This window comes from Algoriphagus sediminis, assembly GCF_030403435.1.
In the GTDB taxonomy this organism is placed as follows: domain Bacteria; phylum Bacteroidota; class Bacteroidia; order Cytophagales; family Cyclobacteriaceae; genus Algoriphagus; species Algoriphagus sediminis.
Genome location: NZ_JAUEPH010000001.1, coordinates 680,301 through 704,938, shown reverse-complemented (window position 1 = coordinate 704,938; position 24,638 = coordinate 680,301). Strand labels below are relative to the sequence as shown.

At 41.2% G+C, this 24,638-nt stretch carries 20 protein-coding genes; 11 read left to right on the top strand and 9 right to left on the bottom strand.

What is annotated here, in order from left to right; all coding sequences use genetic code 11:
* Nucleotides 1–16: 16 nt before the first annotated feature.
* Both QVH07_RS03005 and QVH07_RS03000 read right to left on the bottom strand, forming a co-directional pair.
* Nucleotides 17–1,849 (bottom strand): ABC transporter ATP-binding protein, encoded by a 1,833-nt coding sequence (locus QVH07_RS03005; RefSeq protein WP_289998647.1) that lies wholly within the window; start codon nt 1,847–1,849, stop codon nt 17–19.
* 56 nt (nt 1,850–1,905) lie between these two features.
* Nucleotides 1,906–3,594 carry a hypothetical protein gene (locus tag QVH07_RS03000; RefSeq protein WP_289998646.1) on the bottom strand — a complete coding sequence of 563 codons (1,689 nt, stop codon included), beginning with the start codon at nt 3,592–3,594 and terminating at the stop codon, nt 1,906–1,908.
* Nucleotides 3,595–3,774: 180 nt separating this feature from the next.
* Between QVH07_RS03000 and QVH07_RS02995 the strand changes: the two genes are divergently transcribed.
* From QVH07_RS02995 to QVH07_RS02955, 9 genes are all read left to right on the top strand, one after another.
* Nucleotides 3,775–4,020, top strand: a complete 246-nt coding sequence (locus QVH07_RS02995; protein ID WP_289998645.1) for a type B 50S ribosomal protein L31 — start codon at nt 3,775–3,777, stop codon at nt 4,018–4,020.
* Nucleotides 4,021–4,088: 68 nt separating this feature from the next.
* Complete coding sequence (locus tag QVH07_RS02990) at nt 4,089–5,285, top strand: GlmU family protein (protein WP_289998644.1); 1,197 nt, start codon at nt 4,089–4,091, stop codon at nt 5,283–5,285.
* Nucleotides 5,286–5,293: 8 nt separating this feature from the next.
* Complete coding sequence (locus QVH07_RS02985) at nt 5,294–6,433, top strand: DNA polymerase III subunit (RefSeq protein WP_289998643.1); 1,140 nt, start codon at nt 5,294–5,296, stop codon at nt 6,431–6,433.
* A 21-nt stretch (nt 6,434–6,454) separates the two neighbouring features.
* Nucleotides 6,455–7,393, top strand: coding sequence for a hydroxymethylbilane synthase (gene hemC, locus QVH07_RS02980; RefSeq protein WP_289998642.1), 939 nt, complete (start codon nt 6,455–6,457; stop codon nt 7,391–7,393).
* Nucleotides 7,390–8,235 carry a peptidylprolyl isomerase gene (locus QVH07_RS02975; RefSeq protein ID WP_289998641.1) on the top strand — a complete coding sequence of 282 codons (846 nt, stop codon included), beginning with the start codon at nt 7,390–7,392 and terminating at the stop codon, nt 8,233–8,235. The genes hemC and QVH07_RS02975 overlap by 4 nt, the downstream gene beginning before the upstream one ends.
* Entirely contained in the window at nt 8,228–9,142 is a 915-nt protein-coding gene (locus QVH07_RS02970) for an SDR family oxidoreductase (RefSeq protein WP_289998640.1), read from the top strand. Before QVH07_RS02975 ends, QVH07_RS02970 begins: the two co-directional genes overlap by 8 nt.
* A gap of 39 nt (nt 9,143–9,181) precedes the next feature.
* On the top strand, nt 9,182–10,567 hold the full coding sequence (locus QVH07_RS02965) for a sodium-dependent transporter (RefSeq protein WP_289998639.1): 1,386 nt from the start codon (nt 9,182–9,184) through the stop codon (nt 10,565–10,567).
* Nucleotides 10,568–10,662: 95 nt separating this feature from the next.
* Nucleotides 10,663–11,034, top strand: a complete 372-nt coding sequence (locus tag QVH07_RS02960; protein ID WP_289998638.1) for a response regulator — start codon at nt 10,663–10,665, stop codon at nt 11,032–11,034.
* Between the two features lie 58 nt (nt 11,035–11,092).
* Entirely contained in the window at nt 11,093–11,686 is a 594-nt protein-coding gene (locus QVH07_RS02955) for a porin family protein (protein ID WP_289998637.1), read from the top strand.
* 64 nt (nt 11,687–11,750) lie between these two features.
* Here the strand turns inward: QVH07_RS02955 and QVH07_RS02950 are convergent, their stop codons facing one another.
* From QVH07_RS02950 to QVH07_RS02920, 7 genes are all read right to left on the bottom strand, one after another.
* Complete coding sequence (locus QVH07_RS02950; RefSeq protein ID WP_289998636.1) at nt 11,751–14,252, bottom strand: VPS10 domain-containing protein; 2,502 nt, start codon at nt 14,250–14,252, stop codon at nt 11,751–11,753.
* 130 nt (nt 14,253–14,382) lie between these two features.
* The gene (locus QVH07_RS02945) at nt 14,383–15,549 is read right to left on the bottom strand and encodes a hypothetical protein (RefSeq protein WP_289998635.1); all 1,167 of its coding nucleotides are present in this window, start codon (nt 15,547–15,549) and stop codon (nt 14,383–14,385) included.
* Entirely contained in the window at nt 15,546–16,682 is a 1,137-nt protein-coding gene (locus QVH07_RS02940) for a hypothetical protein (protein WP_289998634.1), read from the bottom strand. Before QVH07_RS02940 ends, QVH07_RS02945 begins: the two co-directional genes overlap by 4 nt.
* On the bottom strand, nt 16,679–17,878 hold the full coding sequence (locus tag QVH07_RS02935) for a hypothetical protein (protein ID WP_289998633.1): 1,200 nt from the start codon (nt 17,876–17,878) through the stop codon (nt 16,679–16,681). The genes QVH07_RS02940 and QVH07_RS02935 overlap by 4 nt, the downstream gene beginning before the upstream one ends.
* Before the next feature lie 90 nt (nt 17,879–17,968).
* Nucleotides 17,969–18,673 (bottom strand): gluconate 2-dehydrogenase subunit 3 family protein, encoded by a 705-nt coding sequence (locus tag QVH07_RS02930; protein ID WP_289998632.1) that lies wholly within the window; start codon nt 18,671–18,673, stop codon nt 17,969–17,971.
* 3 nt (nt 18,674–18,676) lie between these two features.
* On the bottom strand, nt 18,677–20,419 hold the full coding sequence (locus QVH07_RS02925; RefSeq protein ID WP_289998631.1) for a GMC family oxidoreductase: 1,743 nt from the start codon (nt 20,417–20,419) through the stop codon (nt 18,677–18,679).
* Between the two features lie 106 nt (nt 20,420–20,525).
* The gene (locus tag QVH07_RS02920; protein ID WP_289998630.1) at nt 20,526–21,167 is read right to left on the bottom strand and encodes an arylesterase; all 642 of its coding nucleotides are present in this window, start codon (nt 21,165–21,167) and stop codon (nt 20,526–20,528) included.
* Nucleotides 21,168–21,444: 277 nt separating this feature from the next.
* Here QVH07_RS02920 and QVH07_RS02915 point away from each other — a divergent pair, with 277 nt between their 5' ends.
* Nucleotides 21,445–22,122 carry an ABC transporter ATP-binding protein gene (locus QVH07_RS02915; protein WP_289998629.1) on the top strand — a complete coding sequence of 226 codons (678 nt, stop codon included), beginning with the start codon at nt 21,445–21,447 and terminating at the stop codon, nt 22,120–22,122.
* A complete protein-coding gene (locus QVH07_RS02910; RefSeq protein WP_289998628.1) occupies nt 22,115–24,637 on the top strand; it encodes an ABC transporter permease in 2,523 nt (840 codons plus the stop codon). The genes QVH07_RS02915 and QVH07_RS02910 overlap by 8 nt, the downstream gene beginning before the upstream one ends.
* The last annotated feature ends 1 nt before the right edge of the window (nt 24,638 follow it).

Genomic DNA, 24,638 nt, shown 5'->3' with positions numbered 1-24,638 from the left:
TTATTGGTTGAATATACTAAACGGACTGAATACTAGAAAGCTTCTGATACATGCCTTTCTGATTCATAAGGTCCGTATGAGTTCCACTTTGTATGATCTCTCCTTTTTCAATCACCAGTATCCTGTCCGCGTGTTGAATTGTACTTAATCGGTGGGCAATTACAAGAGTCGTCCGGTTTTCCATAAGTTTGGTTAAGGCCTCCTGCACGAGTAGTTCCGACTCACTGTCCAAAGCTGATGTTGCTTCGTCCAAAATAAGAATGGCGGGGTTTTCCAAAACTGCTCTTGCAATGCTGATTCTTTGTCTTTGACCACCTGAAAGCTTGCTTCCTCGTTCTCCAATAGAGGTCTCATACCCTTCTTCCAAGTCCATAATGAAACTATGTGCATTAGCGATTTTGGCAGCCTCTATCACCTCTTCTTCACTTGCATTTTCACTTCCAAAAGCAATGTTATTATACACTGTATCATTGAACAAAATGGACTCCTGGGTTACTATCCCCATTTGCTTCCTTAGGTCCTCCAACCGAATTTCTCGTAAGTCAAGGCCATCAATAAGAATTTTTCCCTGACTAGGGTCATAAAATCTCGGGACCAAATCTGCCAAAGTAGATTTTCCACCACCAGATGGTCCGACCAAAGCAATGGTTTTCCCTTTTTCTAGAATGAAGCTTACATCTTTTATCACCAACTCACTTTCATAACCAAAGCTCACATTTTCAAATTGAATACTCTTTCCAAATGATTTAAATTCCTTTGGGTTTGATGGGTTTTTAATTTGGCTTTGAGTATCAATAACCTCGAAAATTCTATCTGCAGAAGCAATTCCTCTTTGGATATTACTTACGGCCCTTGAAATTTCTTTCGCTGGATTTAAAACTTGGGTGAAAATTATGATGTAGGTAATAAAATCACTGGCACTAAGTGAAGATTCACCTGATAAAACAAGACTACCTCCGTATACCAGAATTCCGGCTACCACGGTCACTCCGAGAAACTGTGAAATAGGTGAGGCCAGCTCATTTTTCCGAGCCATATTTATGTTAACACCTGCATATTGATCTGTTTCTTCATCAAATTTCCGGCCCATAAACCATTCGGCATTGAAGGCTTTGATTACTCGCATTCCGCCAAGGGTTTCATCCAAAATATTTACAATTCTCCCTAGAGATTGCTGGCTTTCTACGGCTTTTCTCTTTAGCCTCCTAGTGATCCCTCCAATTATTGCACCTGAAATGGGTATAATTAAAATTGTAAAAAGCGTGAGTTTGACAGACATAAAAAAGAGAACTGCGAAATAAAGAATAATGGTAGCAGGCTCTCTAAAAACAACTCTCAGTGACTGTACAATGGTATTTTCGACTTCCTGAACATCATTGGTCATTTTAGACATAAGATCACCCTTACGCTCATTTGAAAAATATCCAATATGCAGGGTACTGACTTTTTCGAAAATGTCTGTTCGCATCCTTTTAATGACTGTGGCACGAACCTTTGCCAAAACTACACCTGATAAATACGTGAAGAGGTTTGCCAGGAATACCGAAATAACAATTATGATACAGACGTAGTAGAGGGTCCCTAATTTGCCATATTCCTCAGCTACCTGGAGAAAATAGTGATTGAATAAATGGGAAAAATAGCCAACTGAAAAACTGAATTCCGGTATTTCCTTGTACGTTGAAAGTACTTCAGAGTCTACCTGCTCGAATATCACATCGAACAGTGGCTTAAGAAGCGTAAAATTCAATAAGCCAAAAATGATCGCCAAAAGCGCATAAAGGATATAGACCGGAACGAACCGACCGTATGGCTTGGCGTAGGAAAGAATCCGGAGGTAGGTCTTCATGTATTTTTACCAGGGAATTTGAGCGCAAGTTACGTAAAAATTGATCCTTTGGACCCTCAATAGTTGTAATCAGGTCTGACGAAATTCCATCTCAGGGCTAGCTGTAGATAACTACTCGAAGCAGGAGCATCCAAATCTTCAGCCGTTCTCCTTCTGAAAGTGGCTCCTGCATCGATGAAGAAATTATGCTTTAACATGTAGCTGGCATTGAGATTGGCCTGGATGACTTGATTTTCTATTCCCTGCCCTATGAAGTTATCGAATAGGCCCGTGGGACTACCTTCAAGCCGATTTTTCAAAACATCTCCTCCCCAGTTCGTTTCTGCATCTGGGTCAGCGCCATAAAACTGGTACATACCTAATAAGGTCATATTCAATTTGGGAATGGGCTGATAACGTATTATACCCAGAAACTCTCTAAAATTAGCCCCTCTTGGATGGGTGAGAGTAATTCTCCAGTTACTGTAGGATTGAAAATCTTGTTTTTCCTGAAAGGTATAAGGTCTCGCTGAATTGAATTCTAACTGTAGATCTAGATTGGACAGGTTAAATACATTGATGTACTTGAAGCCGGCTTGAACCCCGTACTTATTCCGTTTTGATTTTTTTCCGTCAATTCCGAAAAACTCATTGAATACAAATTCATCGAGTGCGAATTGCCCGTAAAGCTGCATACCGGGAAGGAAATTCCACTTGGCATCCGTTCCCAGCATGACTTTGTCAGGAGTCCCGAGTGACTGCTCCACCCAGCGGAAAAAGATGATAGGGTTGAAATAATTAAAATTGGCCTGATCGGTCATCACTGATTCGAAAAATCCAATATTTAATTTCTTTCCTACGTCAAAGCCCAGCCGATGGAGCGAAAACCATTTTTGAGGATATCTTCCATCCGTGGGTCTTCCCCGATCATAGAAAACATCGGCCGTCATTTGGGTCCAGAGGTTAGTTAGCTGAAACTTCCAAACTTTCGTATTCAACTTCACAAACATGTATGGGGTAGAAAAATCGGAAAGTAGAAAGGACCGGTAGCCCTCACCTACGAAATTCCTATCGTGACCTATTTGTGCTTGAATGTTTTTTGTAAAGTGGAAATTAACATGGCCTTGCGCCGAGAAGTAGCTGTAACCATCACTTTGGTATTCTTTCCAGAAAGCCTCACCAGGCACCGCCCCATTGTATTCAGCGAAATCCTTTACCCAGGTTGGGAAAAAAGCTTCGGAGCTGGTAAACTGAGTGAAGAAACTCACTTTCTTGTCAATGGCTCCCCGAACCACAACTCCTCGGGTCAGGCGGTTGGGATTTCTGTCATTTTCTGATTCAAAACCTCCATTTAAGTAAAACACCGGACTTAAGTGAATGTCAAATTCCTCACTATAGTAATGTGCAAAGTCTCCAGGCCTTCTATAAAGACTCTTCAAAAAGGGTTTTTTGGATTCAGGTGTTTCTCTTTTTATGAACTCCCAATTATCCTGACTTAAATAGTCTAAGTTGAACTGGTCAGATCGCGATCTGAATACTTCAGTTTTTGCCAGGCTATCGAGGTATTGACTAAGTATGTCCCTCCTCACAGGCTTAAATCCTGTCATTAAAAATCCATTATTTCCGCCTTGGAGAATTTCATATCGTTCGAACCGATGATAATAATCCCTATCAAATGGCACATAGCTTCCCTGAGATTTTGAAAGAAAGGGAAGAAACAGAAATAAAAACGGTAATAAACTTCTTAAGAGCCGGGTTTTTGGCATTTTTGCAAAAGAATTAAAGTTCAATAGTAAGAAAATCCTATGCCTAATTATCTCTCTGAGATCCAAAATCTTAATAAGTATTTTTTATCCTGAGAAATAGCAAACAAAGATTTGGTGATTTTTTGGAAAAAGAATAACTTTGCAGTCCAATTGAGAAAATAGCATTTAATTTCAAGACATATGAAAAGCGATATTCATCCAAACTACCGTCCAGTGGTGTTCTACGATACTTCTAGCGAGTTCAAGTTTTTGACTCAGTCTACCATTGAGACTTCTGAAACTATCGAGTGGGAAGACGGAAACGAGTACCCGCTTTACAAAATCGAAGTGAGCTCTCAGTCTCATCCATTCTACACAGGCAAGAAAATGATGCTTGATACTGCAGGTAGAGTTGAGAAATTTAACAGAAGATACTCAAAGAAATAATCGAGTAATCCTTCTTCTTAAAAGTCTTCCAGGGCATAGATTCTGGAAGACTTTTTTATTTTTGCCCCATGGAGGAATTCGTACTGTTTGATGATCCGGGTATTCGTGGATCATTGCTCCCTTTTACTTTTACGCGACCTGTTGCAGATATTCGAATCGGGATTTTAAAGATTTCAGAAAAGTGGGAGCATTTATTGCAAAGCCAAGCCAGGTTTCATACTCAGGAATACCTTCAGAAAAAATTCCCTCCCTCACAAAAAGAAACACTTTGGATCAATGGTGCTTGGATTCCAGATACTGATAGTTTGGCAGCAATTAAAACTCTCTCTAAATCCCAAAGTCTTTATTCAGGCAAAACTTTGCTCGCAGCATACATTGGAGAAACGGAAAAAAACCTTAGCAATCTGAGTTCAAAAGAGACAATTCAAATCGAATCTGAACCCACGCTGCTCCAAAAGACCTGGAATATCTTCCAATTCAATGGAGAAGAAATTGTAAAGGATTTCCATTTACTCACTGAGGGAAGGAAATCGGCGAGGATCGAGGACCCACATACCATAGTTTACAATGAAAGCCAGATTTTTCTCGAGGAAGGGGTCAAAGTAAAAGCAGCTGTTCTAAATGCTGAAAATGGTCCGATTTATCTGGGTAAAGGCTCAGAGGTTCAAGAGGGCGCAATAATCAGAGGACCTTTTTCCTTGGGTGAAAGTTCCGTGGTGAACATGGGGGCAAAGATCCGAGGGGATTCTACTGTCGGGCCTCATTCCAAAGTAGGAGGAGAAGTTGGAAACTCAGTGATTTTCGGATTTAGCAATAAGGGACATGAGGGTTATCTTGGAAACTCGGTTTTAGGTGAGTGGTGTAATCTGGGGGCCGATACCAATACGAGTAACCTTAAGAATAATTACGCTCCAGTTAAAGTCTGGGAATACACCAAAGGAGGCTTTGCCAATACTGGCTTACAATTCTGTGGTTTAATGATGGGAGACCACTCCAAATGCGGAATTAATACGATGTTCAACACGGGTACAGTAGTAGGTGTGGGAGCAAATATTTTCGGATCAGGATTTCCTAGAAATTTTGTCCCTTCCTTTTCATGGGGTGGCTCTCAGGGATTTTCCACATTTAGATTTCCCAAGTTTAAAGAGACTGCTGAGGCCGTGATGAAGAGAAGGTCTGTGATACTCGATGAAGTAGAGGAAAGCCTTCTCAAATACATTTACGATAACACAAAAAGTTATAGAATCTGGGAGAAATCCTCTTGAATAAGCCTATGAGATTTTCTTCGATTCCAGGTCTGTTGGAGACCAAAAAAAAGCTGATAAACTCAGTAAAAAATAACCACCTCGCACATGCTCTGCTTTTTCATGGACCTGAGGGCTCTGCCTCACTTTCCATGGCTTTGGGGTTAACTTCTTACCTCTATTGTGAAAATCCAACGGATGAGGATTCTTGTGGAGAATGCGCAGCTTGCCATAGAATGAGCAAGTTGATTTTACCCGATTTGAATTTTGCCTTCCCACAGATTGTCAGGACCAAAGAAGAGCAAAAAGACGATAAATTAGATGATATGGCGAACTGGAGGAAGTTCGCGATCGAGCAGCCATACGGAAATGTGCATGATTTTATTCTCGCAATGAGAATGCAAAAAAAGCAACTCAATATTTCCAAAGATGCAGCGAGGAACATCATCCAGGCTCTTTCCCTTAAATCTTTTGAGGGAGGTTTTAAAACCATGCTGATTTGGGGAGTAGAATATTTGCACCCCTCCGCCGCAAATGCCCTCTTAAAAATAATTGAAGAGCCTCCTGAGAAAACTCTCTTCATTCTTATCACTCATGATCATGAGAAATTACTGACCACAATTTTATCCAGAACCCAGAAAGTGTTTGTAAGAGGTTTTAGGGATGATGAAATCCAAAGCTATCTGGAAAGTAATTTTCAAATTGAATCAGACAAAGCGAAGGAAATCGCGATTCTATCAGATGGCAGTTTAAGAGAAGCTTTTCGGCTAAGAGATGAAGTTAGAGATAATCAGGTGATGCTTATCAGGCAATGGCTTTTATACTGCGCCACTGCCAATACAGATAAAATTTTTGAAAGTGTGGATGAGTTTTCAAAGGCGGATATTGAAGCGCAAAAATCTTTAATGCTCACTGGTCTCTTTGTTATGAGGGAGGTTCTTTTGGAGAAACATTCCCTCAGTGAATTATTGCGCTCGCAAAGTGGAGAACGTGAGTTTATAGAAAAGCTAAGTGCAAATACCCTTTCCGAATTTGATGTCAACTTTATTTATGAGAGGTTCAACGATTCCTTTTATCATCTGGAAAGAAATGTAAATGCAAAATTCGTCCTAACCTCTCTATTGATGGATATTTTAGGGCTAATTAGACGAAAAGCCAATAGATCCTGAAACCGGAGTTTAATCAGAAGCATGAGTAAAAAAATAAAAATTGGAACGCGGGGTAGTAAGTTGGCCCTATGGCAAGCTTACCACATTCAGGAACTACTTGCAGCAAAGGGTCTCGAGTCAGAGATCGTGATTATCGATACGAAAGGGGATAAAATCCTTGACGTTTCCATTGCAAAGATTGGTAGTAAAGGAGTGTTTACGGAGGAGCTGGAAGATCAGCTTCGTGATGGGAGAATTGATTTGGCAGTTCATAGTGCTAAGGATATGCAGTCATCACTTCCTGATGAATTTGAGATAATCGCCTTTACTAAAAGGGAAAAAGTAAATGATACAATCGTTTCGGATAGTAAGGACATCGATATCAGTGACTCATCAAAACCTCTCACACTTGGGACTTCGAGTACTAGGCGGGTGGCTACCTTGAAGCATTTTTATCCACACGTAAAAACTGTGGAGGTCAGAGGAAATCTTCAAACCCGGATTAGAAAAATGAGGGATGGGGCCTGTGATGCACTTTTATTGGCTTTTGCAGGAGTCCATAGGATGGGTTATGATGATCAGATCGTCTCTCTACTTTCCCTGGATGAATTTACGCCTGCGGTGGGACAGGGTTCAGTTGCTGTTGAGATAGCCAAATCGCTTCCGAAGGAGGACAAAACCCTGATAAAGGATGCTTGCAATCATTTGGAAACTAGTTACCAACTCCGAGCAGAGCGAGCCTACCTCCGGGTTTTGGAAGGAGGTTGTAGTATTCCTGTTTTTGCGCTGGCGCAAAGCGAAGGCAAGAAACTAGCTTTGAAAGGAGGGATTGTAGACTTAGAAGGTAAGGAAAGGATCGTGAAGGAGGTTTCCGGACCCGTTGAAGAGGCGGAAACTTTAGGTAAAGAATTGGCTGCTCAGGTGTTAGGTTCAGGAGGGGATGTCATTCTCAAAGACATTAAAACAAAACTTGGAAAATGATGAAAAATCATTGCTTTTGGGTTTTGATGGTTTCTATAATGGGGTTCGCTTGTAGCTCAAGTACCGATGAATTAATCATTATTAAAACTCGTCATGGAGAAATGGCCGCCATTCTTTATGATGATACACCTGTACATAAAGAGAACTTTCTTAAGTATGCCAGGGCTGGTCGTTATGATTCAACTGAATTTCAGAGGGTAATGAGGAATTTTATGATTCAGGGAGGGGATGTTTTTACCAAAGAAGATCTTCCACCTGAAGAATGGCCCACTTTGCCTCATGAAATAAAGCCAAATAAGTATTTCCACAAAAGGGGAGCTATAGGAGCTCCCAGGCAACCCGATGCGGTAAACCCGATGCGAGAGTCCAATGGCTCACAATTTTATATTGTGGATGGGAGAACTTACACTGAGCTTCAAGTGACCACCGATATGCAGGCTTTGCAAAAGGCAATCTTAAAATACATGGAATTAGGGAGTCAGTCGGATTTGAAAGCTACCTACACTCGACTATATGAGGAAGGGAAATATGATAGTTTAACCCAGTTGGTGCTTTCCAAAAGAGATGAGATTGCAAGCTCTCTTAACATTAATCTTACCAAGGACCTAAGGCCTGATGAGATAGAAACTTATGAGAACTGGGGGGGAGCAGCCCACTTGGATGATGAATATACCGTATTTGGAGAGGTCATTGATGGTTTTGATGTTATTGACAAAATTGCGGCAGAGGCAACGGACGGAAAGAATAGACCATTTCAACCTGTGTATATGAAGGTGAGGGTGGAGGAGCTTTCCAAAGCAGAGATAAGTCAAAGATATAACTACAGCTATCCTGATGAATAAAAAGAAAATTCTCATCACTGGTGCAAATGGATTGTTGGGTCAGAAACTCATCTCACAACTGGTGGCGGGTAAAGAGTTTGATGTATTGGCAAGTGGTAGAGGACCATGCAGAATTCCTGGAGATGGTTTTGATTATGTTTCCATGGATATCACCAATAAGGCAGAGGTGATTGAGGTTTTTGAAACTCAGAAGCCTGAAATAGTCATCCATGGAGCCGCCATGACCCAAGTGGATGACTGTGAACTTCATCGGGAAGCCTGCTATGAAGCGAATGTGATGGCTACCGAGAATCTTTTAGTAGGTGCTCAAGGCTGTAATTCCCATTTCATTTTTGTGTCTACTGATTTCATTTTTTCTGGTGATAAAGGTCCACTCACTGAAGATGAAGAGGCTTCACCAGTAAATTACTATGGTGAAACAAAGCTACTGGCAGAGGAAAAAGTCAAGGCATCTGGTTTGAAATGGGCTATCGCCAGAACCGTGCTGGTTTATGGTATTTCACATGATATGAGCAGGTCGAATATCATTCTTTGGGTCAAAAAATCCCTAGAGGAAGGAAAGAGTATCAAAGTAGTCAATGATCAATGGCGAACCCCTACACTCGCAGAGGATTTGGCCGCAGGCTGTATCTTAATAGCTCAAAAAGAGGCTCAGGGAGTATATAATATTTCTGGAGAGGATTTTCTAACGCCTTACGATATGGCTATGATGACTGCAGATTACTTTCATTTGGATAAATCACTGATCACTAAGGCTGACTCGAGCACCTTTACTCAGCCTGCCAAACGACCACCGAAAACAGGTTTTATCATTGATAAAGCGAAAAAAGAGCTCGGATATCAGCCTAAATCTTTCCGAACGGGAATAGATATATTGGCAAAACAAATTATCTTAGCCCGTTCGTAAAATTTCGAAAATCACCACTATAAACTCAAATCATCAATAATGGCAGTAAGTGCAAACCCCGAAGGAAGGGGACAATGGGGATCTAGTCTAGGATTTATAATGGCAGCAGCGGGTTCCGCTGTTGGACTTGGTAACATTTGGAGATTTCCTTATTTGACAGGTGAAAATGGAGGTGGAGCCTTTGTTTTCGTTTACATCATTTGTGTTCTTTTTATCGGGATCCCACTTCTTTTCAATGAAATCGCGTTGGGTAGAAAGTCCGGTAAAAATCCAATTGGCGCCATCCGCGAGACAGGAGGAAATAAGTTCTGGCAATTAGCCGGAGTTCTCTGTGTACTGGTTTGCTTCTTTGTTTTCAGTTATTACTCAGTGATTGCAGGTTGGACTGTGGGCTATATTTTCACAGAGATAGTGAACCTTCCTGTAGATTTCAATGAGTTCACCCAAACTCCTCAATATGTAATCCCTTTGACTTTCACCTTCATTCTAATGACGATTTTGATCGTTTTGGGCGGTATTTCGGGAGGTATTGAAAAGGCGGCTAAATTCCTTATGCCTATCCTTTTTATCATTATTATTTTCATCGCAGGTCGATCAGTGACCCTTGAAGGTGCAGAGGCGGGGATTCAATATTACCTAAACCCAGACTTCTCAAAGATCAATGGAACAGTGATTCTTCAGGCATTGGGCCAGGCTTTCTTTTCCATGTCGGTTGGTTGGGGCTTGATGATTACTTTTGGATCGTATCTACCTAAGAAAGCCAATATCATTCAATCATCTGGATGGATTGCAACCATGGATACCACTGTTGCTTTATTGGGTGGATTGATGGTTTTTCCGGCTCTATTTGCTTTGCTTCCAGGAAAAGATCCAGCAGCAGGTCCAGCTTTGGTTTTTGATGTACTTCCTAAAGTATTTGATGCCATGCCAGGTGGAGGATTTATTGGAGCAATGTTCTTCCTACTTCTTATGGTAGCAGCTTTGACTTCAACTATTTCTATGCTTGAAGTACCTGTGTCTTATCTGATTGATGATAAGAAATGGAACAGAAAGAAGGCTACCTGGATAGTAGGTATTGCAGCGATGGTGATGTCAGTCCCATCTGCACTTTCTTCCATTGAAGGGAATTTCTTTAACACTATTAGCTTTAACTTCCTAAGTAACCCAATTCAAGGTTTCTTCGGTGCGATGGACTTTATATTTGGAACCTTTGCGGTAATAGTGATTTGTTTAATGCTTTCACTTTATACTGGCTGGGCAAGTAAAATTTCCGATTTCGCGGATGAATTAACCAGCGGGGCTCCAGCATTTAAAGGAATCTACAGAACAGGCTGGATTTTCTTTATCAAGTGGGTATGCCCGATTGTGATTATCCTTCTTATTTTGAATATGGTAGGTATCTTCGGCGCCCCTCAGGCGGCTTAAGCATTTCATCAAAGACTTTTAAAAGGGACCAAATTTGGTCCCTTTTTTTATGGTATGGTTATTGAAACTTTTGCAGATAATCAAATAAATTCCCAATGAGAGTCCTGGTTGTTGAAGACGATTCCGTTCATAGATTCATTCTAACGACTATTTTTCAAAAGTCGGATGATCAGGTAACTGCTGCCAAAAATGGGAGGGAAGCATTGGATATTTTGGCTGAAGATCAGCAATTCAATATCATTCTCACTGATATCCAAATGCCTGAAATGGATGGAATAGAGCTTCTTTCCAGAGTTCGCTCCAATCAAATAACTTCTATGATTCCAGTCATTGGCTTTACGGCTGGGGATGTAAATATGTATCGAGAAAAATCGGCCACTCTTTTTGACGCCTTGATAGCAAAGCCAATGGACTTCTGGGATCTCCACACCCTAGCTAAAAGATATGTGGAAGGGCCGACAAATTAACTTGGAATATAAGGATTGGGCTAAAGAATCGTTTAGACATAAACCAACGAATATACTCATGAAGAAACTACTAGTAATTGCCCTTTTGATGCTGAGCGGAGGAATTCTACAAGCTCAAAACTTTGCATTTGGTCCTCGAGCTGGACTTAGTCAAACCAAAATCAGCCTGGAAAAGGGAAACTTTACTCCTGGTGATGCGGAAGTTGGTTACCATGTGGGAGTTTTTGCAAGACTTGGAGGAGCTGGACTTTATGTTCAGCCTGAAATTCTATACACTCAGACCAGTGGTACTTTTATCTTTAACGGGCCTACGCCAGGAGGAAATTCATCGTTTAATGCAGAATTCAATCGTTTGGATATACCTGTGATGGTAGGGTTCAAATTATTTAAAATTCTAAGGCTACAAGCAGGTCCGATTGCAAGTATTGATATTAACTCAAAACTCAAGGATGCAGTTAATGTAGTTCAGGAAATAGACTTCAAGAGTTCAACTTTAGGATATCAAGCAGGTATTGGAGTGGATGTTGGAAATCTTTATTTAGACGCAAAATACGAGGGAGGCCTTAGTTCAGTTACTGATAATATTGGAGATTTTGAAACTGATCAAAGGATAAATCAATGGGTGTTTTCAGTAGGCTTTAAACTTTTCTAATAAAAACAGATCACAAAAAAACCGAATGGGTCTCATTCGGTTTTTTTATTTCTCTTGATCGATACTATTGCATGACCATATCCTTTGGCTTAGCCAAATCATGAATTGCTTCCAATTCAATTACGTAGACACTTCTACCATGAGTACCAACAACCAAATCGTTCTCCCTAGCTTGAATGACCATGTCATAGATGGCGACATTTGGTAGATTGCCCTGGTAGAGATTCCAATTTGAACCTCCATCCATCGTTACATATAATCCATGATCTGTACCCAGATAAAGAATCGAGGGATTCACATGGTCTTCTATGATGATATTGTTTGATTCATTAGGTAGATTTCCTTGAATAGATGTCCAGGTAGCTCCATAGTCTTCACTCTTATAGACCATAGTCGCAAAATCATCATATCGATATCCATTTAGAGTGGCATAAACCAAGCCTTCCTGGAACTTAGATGGGGAAATGCTGCTTACCCATCGATTTTGTGGCAATCCAGAATCAATCCTATTCCAAGAGCCTCCACCATTTCGGGTTACCCAAATATTCCCGTCATCTGACCCAGCGTAAAGGGTTCCAAATTCCAATGGACTTTCTTCCACCACTGTAAGCGTGGCATATGGAACATTTCCGCTTTTCTCATTTTTCGTAAGATCATCCGAAATTCTTTCCCAGGTTCTTCCTTGATTCATGCTTCTATACACATACTGGGAACCCATGTAAATGATGTCTTGATTGTGGATACTTAGTCGAGCTGGAGTTCTCCAGTTCCATCGATTAGGTGCTGTACCGATTTCATGTCCTGGGGTGATTCTACCTCTATCACCATTCTCTTTATCGATCCTAAAATAATTACCAAATTGAAATCCTGTATAGACTATATTGTTATCTCTGGTGTCAACGGCCACTACCATTCCATCACCGCCCATCAGGGGATCCCAGGGTCTATCAGGGGTGCCTATAGAGCTTCCATACCAAACACCATTATCCTGCATTCCGCCGTAAATATTGTAAGGTTGGGCATTGTCTGTCATGATGGAATAAAATTGAGAAATGGGCATTTGGGTATTCAAATGATCCCAGCGATGACCTCCTCCGTAGCTTCGGTATAAGCCGCCATCATTTCCAAGTAGAATGTGATCTGAATCCTCTGGATTGATCCACATGGACTGATGGTCCGAATGGGGTCTGCCAATGGAATCTGTTCTGGAGAAGTTTTTCCCGCCATCTCTTGAAACCATCAGTGGTACACCAAGAATAAAAATTTCATTTTCATCCTCCGTACTTGCCCGGATTTCTCCGAAATAATACCCATAAGTGTTGTAAACTCTTCGAATATCAGACTCACTGACTTTTGTCCAACTTTTTCCAGAATCATTTGATCTATAAACCTCCGCACCAATTATAGGTGCACTAAAAAGTGCAGCATTTGCGTCAGTAAGGTCTCCATTATAGTTGGCAATTTGATCTGTTGTGATTTTCCCGGTACGTAATTGTCTTTTTACCTCTGATGCATTGTATTTGCTGGCAAAACGATTTCTTCGAAGAAAACCATTCAGGTCACTGTCTTCCAAAGCTAGAGCTTTGTCCAAACTCATCCCCTTGAAATCCTCAAATTTCAATTCTTTCTTTTCCTCCTTTTCTGACTCATCTTCGCTCTCCTCCTGTTCAGCTTCGCCTTGATTATCCAGTAGAGCATAAACTACGTTTGGATTGCTTCTGGCAAAGTCAAAACCAATTCTGCCTACAAATTCATTTTGAGGAAAACCTCTGACAGACTTTTCCCAGGTTTCTCCTCCGTCTTCTGATCTCCAGATGGCGGAACCTTTACCCTGTCCGATAAAATCATGAGCCTGTCTATATCTTTCCCAGCTCGCTGCCAAAAGAACATCCGGATTTTCGGGATGAATTTTAAGATCGATTATTCCAGTGTTGTCGTCCACATAAAGAACTTTCTTCCAAGTTTCACCTCCATCCGTAGTCTTATAAAGCCCTCTTTCCTCATTTTGGGAGTAAAGTGAACCCATCGAAGCTACCCAAACCACATCAGGATTCGTAGGATGAATTTGAATTTGTCCAATATGCTGGGAGTTCATCAATCCCATCATTTCAAAGGTCTTCCCTCCATCCGTAGACTTGTAAACACCCGATCCAGCATAGGTAGACCTACTTGAATTGTTTTCACCAGTTCCCACCCAAAGGATGTTATCATCGGATGGTGCCAAGGCCATGTCACCAATTCCTAAAGCCGAATGATGATCAAAAATTGGGTCAAATGACTGACCATTATCCTCTGTTTTCCAAACCCCACCGGATGCAGCTGCGATATAGAAAGTATTTCTATCCGAAGAAACCTCGATGTCCACGATTCGGCCGGACATATTTGTAGGCCCTACATTTCTAGCCTCAAAATCCGCTAAGGGCGTCTTTTCAAGAAGCTGCTGATGGGCTTGAATTGAAGAGGCTAAATCAGCTTCACTGGTAGGCTTTATGCTTTGCGCAAAGCTTTCATTAATCCATGTAGTTCCCGCAAAAAGAATGGCGAGCGACAAGATTTTTTTATTCATTTCAATAAGGATTGGTGGCTGTTTAAATTAATTTCCGAGACAGATTATCGTCTTGGGAAGGAATATACGAATAAGATAATTCTAAATGAGAGGAATCAGGATGAAGTGATTTTTGAGCAGTTTAGTGGCCTTATTTAGCGACTAGTCTGGTTTTGTATAAAACAGAATAATCATTTTCTACTTCTTCAAAATTCAGGGCAAACCAGATTTCATCCTTTGAAACAAATTTGTTGAGACTTCCGAGTATTTCTTCTTTTTCAATGAATGGACTTAGGTTTTTACCATCAAAGATGGTGAGTCCACCTTGATTTATTTTTATGGCTTCCTCAAACATTTTCCCGAAATCACTTTCTGAATTGTTGATGATTTCATTGGCCTGATCATCCTCCAAACCTGATAAATATTCAATTAGAAATTTATCATCTCCCATTGGGATGAAAAAGTTAATTGTACCTGTAAATAAATCCCGAATTCTGAATGAACTCCTATCTTCAGGGTCTTCAGTTTCTACCAAAACAAACGGGTCGAAAGGTATATTTCTGACAGAAGAGGGGGAGGTTAAATCTGAAATGGGATAACTGTACAACACAGGTTCATTGCGAAACATGAGATAAAGTGAGTCATCTTTTATCGCAAGGTGTGAATAATGTGCTATGTCAGGAAAAAGCTCTTCCGAACTGGAAAATCTGGATTGGGTAGGTATTGGAACCGAGGGCTGATAAGTGGAATCAGTCAAATTGATCACTTCTACTTTGTTGGTATTTTGCTGTAACTCTAATCCAGAGAGTCCTTCATCTGCAGCTCGGTCTCCAAGATTGCTATAAATTTTACCCTCATGAAAAATATGGTTTCTAGAATTACTGATTAATAAAGTGGCACCGGTTGTGAAATCAGGTTCGTACTTTCTTAATAGTTCACCGGATAAATTGTATTCATAAAATCCCAACATGGTGGGGATGAAATAGCTTTCTTCCGAAATAAACTGACCTAAGCCAATTCTACTTCCGGGGTAGTTTTCAGGGCCATCACCTGTTCTATTGTATTGATGGGAAATTTTCCCGTCTTGGTCGGTGAGGATAATATCTCCGCTGGTTTGCTCCAGAAGCAAATATTTTTCACCACTGGGGCTGATGTCCATCAGAATTAAATTTCCCAATAGGTCAACCAACAAAGAGTCATAAATTTCAAATTTTAACTCCTGACTTGATAATGGTGTGGTGTCCGCTTGCTCCTGATTCTCCGAACAGGAATAAGCAAGGATTGAAGCTATTGGGAGCCAGGCCAGATACTTCTTCATTTCTTTTTGAGTTGTAGTTTATAAAAGGTGATGTAGTCTCGTTCCTCCCCTAGGAATTCGTCATTTCGCAAAGCGAAGAAGGGTTCTGAGATTGATTCTACTTCGAAAACCTGGCCTATTTGGTTTGGTATGTAAATATCATGTGACCAACCTTCTTCCTCAGTATATACCTTGTAATATTTTTTTATGTTGTTTTGGAGCTTGGGGAAGTTTTCCTCATTTAAATAATCCCCAATTGTGAATTGCTCTTCATCCATTCCCTCTCCATATTTTATCAATACTCCATCATCCCGAGCGTAAATTGACCAAATACGACCTTCAACGAGTTCCGAATAATCTGCATAATCAAATTCATCTTTCAATTCTCGACCTAAAATGAATCTTGAAGGCTTGAAGTCAAGGCTCTCGACATACTCTCCATTTCTGTTAAGGTCATAAACATGGACCAGAGGTTCGTTTGAAAAGGTAAGATACACGTGGTCGTCATGTATACTGAAACTTATGGAGGGTCTATCATAAAGCTGATCTGATGCGAATTTTGAAACCGATGGAGTTCTTAGCATGGCTTTGCTTTCACCTTCGGATTCATCAAAAAGCTCCAAAAGAAACTCATCTCGTAAGTAGTGATTTTCGTATGGGCTTTTATCATCACGGCCTGCATACCACATTAAAATTTTCCCTTTCCAAAGCTCAAATGCTTTTGAGTCTGTAGCTCCATCAAATGAAGTAGAGGGAAATGGCATTTCTATTTTTCGTGCCACGGATAAATCAGAATTGAGGTAGTAGAAGGCATTCATAAAGTTCTTGATGTAAACACCTCCTAAAGAGTCTATTTCGACTGTATTCAAAAATTGAAATGAATCAGGACCATCCTGCGGGAAAGTCTTTTTGGTTAGGATTTTTCCTGTTTCATCAATTTTGATTAACGTATTACTGGTGTAATCAAAAAGTACTCCGATGCCATCACGAAAATCTCCTGTGGAAATTTCACCAAGATGATCCACCTGAATGGAGTCTACTATTTCTAGTTCCCAGATACCTTGAGTAGGATTGTTTTCAGAACCGGATTGATTTTCTGAACAGGAAGTAAAGAAAGTACCAACCACCAGGAGCGCCAGAATCAATCTTTTCACTTCCCCACTATTTTTACTTTATAAATTCTTCTGAAATCTTCCTCAACTTCTTCTGAAGCTGCCTTTTGCATCCACAGAAAATCACCATCAGAGGCGAAAGTTACACTAGGGAGCTTGTCATTCATTTTGATCTCTCCAAGATACTCTAGACTATTCTGATCAAAAACCAGTACTCCTCTGGACACCTCTTCTTCATATTGCTCAAAAATCCTTTCTGCCTCCTCCTGATCTCCCGACTCGAAAATCCCCATGACCTCTTCCATTTTGGCGGGATTCATTCCGGCATAATATGGAAGCAAAATTTTCCCATCTACCAAATGAATATCCCTAATGGCCGGTGTACTCCCTGTCACTGTTATCGAACCTTCTGAGAAAGCAGAAAGCTCCTTTCCCTCTATTTCTTCGAAATCGGGGATATTCAGATTTATTAAAGTGTCATAAGTGGCTCCCGATTCACTCAGTGTCAATGCATGAAGGATAGGTTCACCACCTAATACCACGTATAATTTGTTTCCTTTGGCTGTATATGCGGGCTCATAATCACTTAGGAAGTAACCCATTCCATTCAAAAATTGACTCCCTTCAGGAAATGGAACGATCTCGGTACTTTCTCCAGACTCTACATCTATCAGCTCTAAGGCTTTGAAATCTTCATAAAACTTCATCTCCCCAGGATAACTGTCATGACTTCTCATGGATTTAGAAAGGATATAATCCTTGCCACCAAAAGATGTTGTTTTGATGGTTTTGCCCACCTTGGACATAAAGGCTGCGCCACCGATAGACTCTGGATGATCTATTTTAGTAATTAGGTTTCCCTCTAGGTCATAAATGAAAACTCCCGACATACCCAGAACTGTGATGGATTCATTATCAAAAAATCCGGGAAGCTCTAGCATAAAACCATAAGAATCCGGGGTGTCTTCATTTTTCTTGAATTCGGCTATTAAATTCCCTTCAAGGTCTGAGATTAGAATATTAGACTCGGCGTAATTATAAAAAACAGCTCGATTAGCAGATTCGTTGACCGCTCCTAGGATAGGGTCACCTAAATATTCAAAGTCTAGGGAGTCTACGATTTCCCATTCATAACTTATGGCTTCAGAAGGGTCACTTGATGTGTTTTCTGAATCAGTGGAACAGGAGCATATTAAAATGGCAACTATTGGTAGGAGTAATAAATTCTTAAAAGTCATTATTAAAGTGGTTTAGTTGGTTGAAGATAATCGTGGATGGATTATAAAAAAAGCCTCGAATATTTCTTTCGAGGCTTTTTAGAAAAATTATCAAATTAGATTGCCGTCATCGTCCCATTCAGCGACTCGACCCCGGTCTTCTTGTTTTAGATAAATATCAAGGTATTTTTCAGGTAGCTCTACGCCGTGTTTTTGCATGACTTCAGCAGGGACACCATCCCAGGCATTTGGCGTGTTTCCCTTATAACCCATGTATTTCCAACCTGCTTCTGTTGAGAAAAAAGCCGTTGCAGCGAAATTTCTCACCATATTGAACCACTTCACACCACCTTCATATTCCGGTGTGGCGGTATCAGGCCATGCTACCAGGTCAATTATTTCCATGATTTGATCTTGGTTGAGCTCCAGAAATTGCTTTCCGAATAATTCATTTGCTTCAAAATCTAACCACATCATACCTCCCCGCATCCGAGTTTGATTAGATGGCTGGTCTACCATCATAAAATCAATGAAGTCCACAGCTCCTACTTCGGTAGCCGAAGGAGATTCTTCATCTGCTGGCATCACGATATCCACCAAAATGGATAGTTTTTTCTTTTCTTCCTCAGTAAAGAATGTTTCCGCCAAAAGCTTTTGATCTCGAATTTTCTCTTCCTCAGTTCTACCTCCGATAGTTCCTCCAGCAGGTAGTTCGGCTAGCTTTGCCTCCTCTGATTCTGGGGCACAACCAGTCATGAAAAGCCCGGTTCCCAGGGATCCCGCAAATAACAGTTTTAGATTTTCTCTTCTATTCATGGCTTAGAGGTTTTTCTTTTTCATTTCTGACACTATATAATCCGAAGCTCTCCAGCTTAGGGCCAAAATGGTCCAGGTTGGGTTTTTATCTGCCTGAGAAACAAACGTTCCAGCATCCACTACGAAGACATTTTTACAGTCGTGAACCTGTGAATTGGAGTTACAAACTGAGCTCTTTGGATCATTTCCCATTCGAGCCGTTCCTACTTCATGGATGATTCTTCCAGGTGCGGCAAGTCCATATTTGCTTTCTGGTCCAGGCTTTTCGCCCAATAGAATGGCTCCCGCATTGGTGAGTATTTCCTCAAAAGTGTCTTGCATGTGCTTAGCCTGCTTGATCTCCTGATCCGACCAATTATAATTAAATCTCAAAACAGGAATACCATATTTATCGACGGTATCCGGATCGATCTCACAGTAATTGTCATAATTCGGCACACTCTCTCCCCTTCCTGACATTCCAAGCGTGGATCCATACAAAGTACGAATGTCTTTTTTCAGACCTGCTCCATATCCTCCGTTTGGACTAGGCTTACCAAATTCATCAATGACATATTTTCTCATGGAGTCCATTCCCATTCCTGTTCCATAGGATGGTTGCCCCATTCCTCCCCAGTATTCTATGTGGTAGCCACGTGCAAAATCCAAGTTTTTGTTATCCAGCCACCATGGTGTATACATGTGCATACCACCAACTCCATCTTCATTATACCTTTCTCTACCCATTAGGCTAGGAATAATTCCCATTCTATCCGCACCGGTAGAATCATGAAGATATCTTCCCAGAGTTCCTGAGCTTGCTCCGATACCATTTGGGAAAACTTTGGATTTGGAATTCATTAAAATTCTTGATGACTCGCAAGCTGATGCTCCCAGCACCACCACTCTAGAGTTTAATCGGTATTCCTTCATATCCACTTTGGATACAAAAGAAACCCCAGTGGCCTTTCCTGAATCATCAGTAGTCACCTTCCGTACCATGGAGTGGGTGTATAAATCCACTTGCCCCTTTTTCATGGCTGGGTGAACCAAACATGTTCCTGCAGAAAAATCAGCATAAGCCCCGCATGCACGGTTACATTGATTACAGAAAAAGCAAACTCCCCGTTCGTTATTGATAGGCCTTGTTAGCATAGAGAGCCTGGAAGGAATCATAGGAATGGCCGCTTTATCAGCTCCTTTCTTAATGTATAATTCGTGCAGTCTTGGCTTCGGTGGCGGTAAGAAAAATCCATCAGGTTCATTGTAGATACCTTCTTTAGAACCAAAAACGCCGATTAATTTATCAACCCTGTCGTAATAAGGCTTGACATCATCATAACCGATCGGCCAGTCATCACCAAGCCCATCTATACTTGCTCTTTTGAAATCGTTAGGACCAAAGCGAAGAGAAATTCTTCCCCAGTGATTTGTTCTTCCGCCAACCATTCTGGATCTGAACCAATCAAACTGAGTTCCATTCTTACGCGTGTAGGGTTCACCTTCTATATCCCATCCACCGATAGCAGCATCAAAATCTCCAAAAGGTCTGATTCTGGTTCCGGCACCTCTTCTTACCGATTCCCACGGTGGCCTTAATTGTGTTCGGTCATCTTCTTTTGCCGGGTCAAAATCACCTCCAGCTTCCACCACGGCTACTGATAGTCCTGCCTCTGAAAGCACTTTGGAAGCCATTCCACCCCCTGCACCGGAACCTACAATAATCACGTCGTAAGTATCTCCGGATTGTTTAATCTCAAAGCTCATTTTTAAAATTTTTCTTAAAGTCCTTAAGATAAGCTTAAAAAATCATAGAACGAAGAAAGAAAGTGAGGGCAGGTAGTTTTTACTGTATTTTTATACCCTTTCTAAATTAAGCTTCGATTTTATCTTCCAGATACGGCCAAATCGTTTCGAAAACAATCTGATGTCCCTCCTCTGTAGGGTGTATTCCATCCGGTAAGTTTAATTCCGGGATCCCACCCACATTCTCAAGTAAAAAAGGGATTAAGGTTACGTCTTTCTCTGCTGCTACTTCTGGATAAATCTTTGCAAATCTATTCGTGTATTCTTGACCCATGTTTGGTGGAATCTGCATCCCAGCAAGAATAATTTCTGTGTCAGGATACTTTGCTCGAACCTTATCTATAATTCCCAAAAGATTGCTTTTGGTCTCCTCAATTTTTATTCCTCTCAATCCGTCATTACCGCCGAGCTCAAGAATAAAAATGTCTGGCTTATCTTCCAGAAACCAATCCAATCTGCTCAATCCACCGGCAGTGGTTTCTCCCGAAAGGCCTCCATTTATAACTCGATAATTAATCTCAAGAGAGTCCAATCTTTTCTGGGTAAGACCAGCAAAAGAATCATCCTGATCAATTCCATAGCCTGCGGTAAGGCTGTTTCCGAAGAACAGGATTGTTTTTTGAGTGTTGGATTCTGAAACTTCCGCCTCTTCGGTTTGGGTTTCACTTTGAACTTCTTCTTTCGATTCTGGGCTTGCGCAAAAGCTCATCAATGATAGGATTGTCAGTACGACAAAAGCCTTGAAAACTTGTTCTATGGGTCTTGAATTATTTATATATTTCTTTAGCATTTTTTCCGGAGGTATAAAAAGAATTTATAATCTCGTCTCTTTTTTATTAATTCAGTCCTCGTTGCTTTTTCGAGTATCAAGCTCCGAGAATTGAAAATCAAATTAGGTTTAACCTAAAAGAATGAAACTCATATTATCTAACAAAGTTAGAACGAGAGCGTTTCATTTATCATGTTTTTGCAATTAAACACACTTGATGAATATACTTTCTATAAAAAATCTTACCAAAACGTATAAAAGTGGTAACCGCAGCCTAACGGTTCTCGATGATGTAACCTTTGACATTGAAGAAGGAGAAAGCATCTCAATCGTTGGGCCGTCAGGTTCGGGGAAAACCACACTTCTCGGACTTTGTGCGGGGCTGGACTCTGGTACTTCTGGATCAGTTCAGCTCGATGGTAAAGCCATGGAAAACCTTTCAGAAGATGAAAGAGCAGCTATTCGTAACCAGCGTGTTGGTTTTATTTTTCAGAATTTCCAGTTGCTCCCAACACTTACAGCACTGGAAAATGTTATGGTACCCCTTGAATTGAAGAAAAGAAAGGATGCCAGACAAAAAGCTCAGGAATTACTGGCCAAGGTTGGTTTGGGGGACCGTTCAACCCATTATCCCACCCAGCTATCCGGAGGTGAGCAGCAAAGGGTATCCATTGCACGAGCTTTCGCGAATGAACCGAGGATTCTTTTTGCGGACGAACCCACTGGAAATTTGGACACTGAGACTGGTGAGATGATCGAGAAGCTAATTTTTGATTTGAACAAGGAGGAGGGGACTACTCTGGTTTTAGTAACTCATGACCTCGATTTAGCGGCCAAAACCCAACGCATCATCCACATCAAAGGTGGCAAAATACAGGAGGAAGCCCATGCCTGATATTTCATGGATTTTAAAGATGGCTTTTCGGGATTTTCGAAAGAACATCTCCCGTTTACTTCTTTTTGTTTCTTCGATGGTAGTGGGCATTGCCGCCTTGGTGGCGATAAGCAGCTTTGGAGAAAACCTTACAAAGGATATTGATAATCAGGCCAAGGAGCTTCTAGGAGCCGATTTGGTCCTGGAAAACAATAAACCTGTTGGTGATCAGCCCATCGACAGTTTAGCTATTCAAATGGCTGGTGAGGTGAACTTTGCCAGTATGGTGGCATATCCTAAAACAGGGGCAAGTCGTCTTACGCAAGTTAGAGCCTTGGAAGGAGCTTTCCCTTTTTATGGAGCTCTGGAAACTACTCCAGCTGAAGGGGATGCTTCATTTAGAGCAGGAGGAAAAAAAGCCTTGGTGGAGGGTGCACTTTTGGCACAATTTAATGCCAATGTTGGCGATATTATCAAGGTAGGAGAGGTCGAATTTGAAGTAGTGGGAGAGTTGGCTCAGGTTCCTGGTCAAACAGGAATTACAGCTACCGTTGCTCCGACGGTTTATATTCCCATGGAGTACCTGGAAGAAACTGGTCTGGTCCAATATGGTAGCCGTGTCAATTATAATAAGTACTACCAATTTACCGAAGGAACTGATGTAGAGCTTCTAATTGAGCCTTTCGAAGACGCATGGGATCTGGATAGGGTGGACGCCGACACGGTCGATGATAGAAAAAGATCTACTGGTCGAGCTTTTTCCAACCTGTCTAATTTCTTAAGTCTTGTCGCTTTCATTGCATTATTACTGGGATGTGTGGGGGTGGCAAGTGCCGTGAATGTTTTTGTGAAAGAGAAGCTGGCCTCCGTTGCGGTTTTAAGATGTCTCGGTGTTTCCTCAAGGGATGTACTGCTTATTTATCTTGCCGAAATTAAGATTATGGGGCTGGCTGGGGCTATTCTGGGAGCTATTCTTGGCAGCCTTCTTCAATTTATTTTGCCTTCTGTTTTCTCAGAATTTTTACCCGTGGAGGTCGAAGTTGGGATTTCATGGTTATCCATAGGTTTTGGAATCATCACAGGTTTATTCGTATCGATTCTCTTTGCCCTTCTTCCTCTGTTGAAAGTAAGAAATGTGTCTCCGATGGCTACACTGAGGCCTGAATCAGCCGATACGTCTCTGCTGCGGGATCCTCTCAGGTGGGCAGTAATCGCCGGAATACTTTTATTTATTTGGGGCTTTAGCTTCTATCTTTTGGATTCATGGAAGTTGGGCTTAGGTTTTACGGCTTTTGTTGTTTTTGCCTTCGGCGCTTTATGGCTCCTCGGCAAAGCTATTATGTGGTCAGTAAGAAGGTTTCTTCCCATTACACTCAAGTATACCCTGCGGCAATCCTTGGCCAATTTGTACAGACCTAACAACCAAACCATTTCTTTGATCGCTACTATTGGTCTGGGTACGGCCATGGTCAGTACTCTTTTCTTCCTTCAAAACTTACTTCTGGCTGAGGTTAGCTTTGCTGATAAGGATGAACAACCAAACCTTTTGATGTTTGATATCCAAACTCCGCAGTTAGAACCTGTCAAGCAAAAAATCACCGAGAAAGGTCTTCCTATCATCCAGGAAGTACCGATTGTGACCATGCAGATTGAGGAGATAAATGGGGTGGATAAAGTTGAAAACAATGAGCTTTCGGATGAGGAAAGAAATCCCAGGTGGATATACAATCGGGAATTTCGCGTGACCTATAGGGACACCCTAACTTCCACCGAAACAATGGCAGAGGGAGAATTAAAACCTTATACTCCCGGAGATTCTATTTTTGTGAGTTTTTCGAGTAGCTGGGCTGAAGATGAGAGGATAAAGATGGGCGATGAGATTGTATTCAACGTTCAGGGAAGACCATTAAAAACCTATGTAGGTTCATTAAGAAATGTAGACTTCAGTCAGGTGTCGACGAATTTTATTGTCCTTTTCCCTGATGGAGTTCTAGATGCTGCGCCAAAGTTTCACGTCCTGATTACCCGAACAAATAACGATCAGGAGTCTGCTCAGATTCAATCCTCGGTGGTTCGTGAGTTCCCCAATATTTCGGTGATCAATCTAGGGACCATCGTAGAAACGCTGGAAGAGATTTTGGATAAGATCGGTTTTGTGATTCAGTTTATGGCCTTGTTTTCCATTGCCACTGGAATACTGGTTTTAATCAGTTCGCTCATCATAAGTAAGTACCAGAGGATGCGAGAAAGTATTCTTTTGAGGACACTAGGAGCAAGTTCTTCCATTGTTTCCCAGATTAACACCCTTGAATATTTCTTCTTGGGTAGCTTAGCTTCACTTTCAGGGATAATCCTTTCCTTCGTGGCCACCTGGCTGCTATGTCAGTTCGTTTTTGAAATCACCTTTACGGGTGCCTGGTTAGAAGGCCTATTCCTTTATTTAGCCATTACCGGCTTGACCATAGTTCTCGGTTGGCTAAATGGCCGAAAAATCATTAACCAACCACCAATGGGTATTTTGAGAGGGAATACGTGAT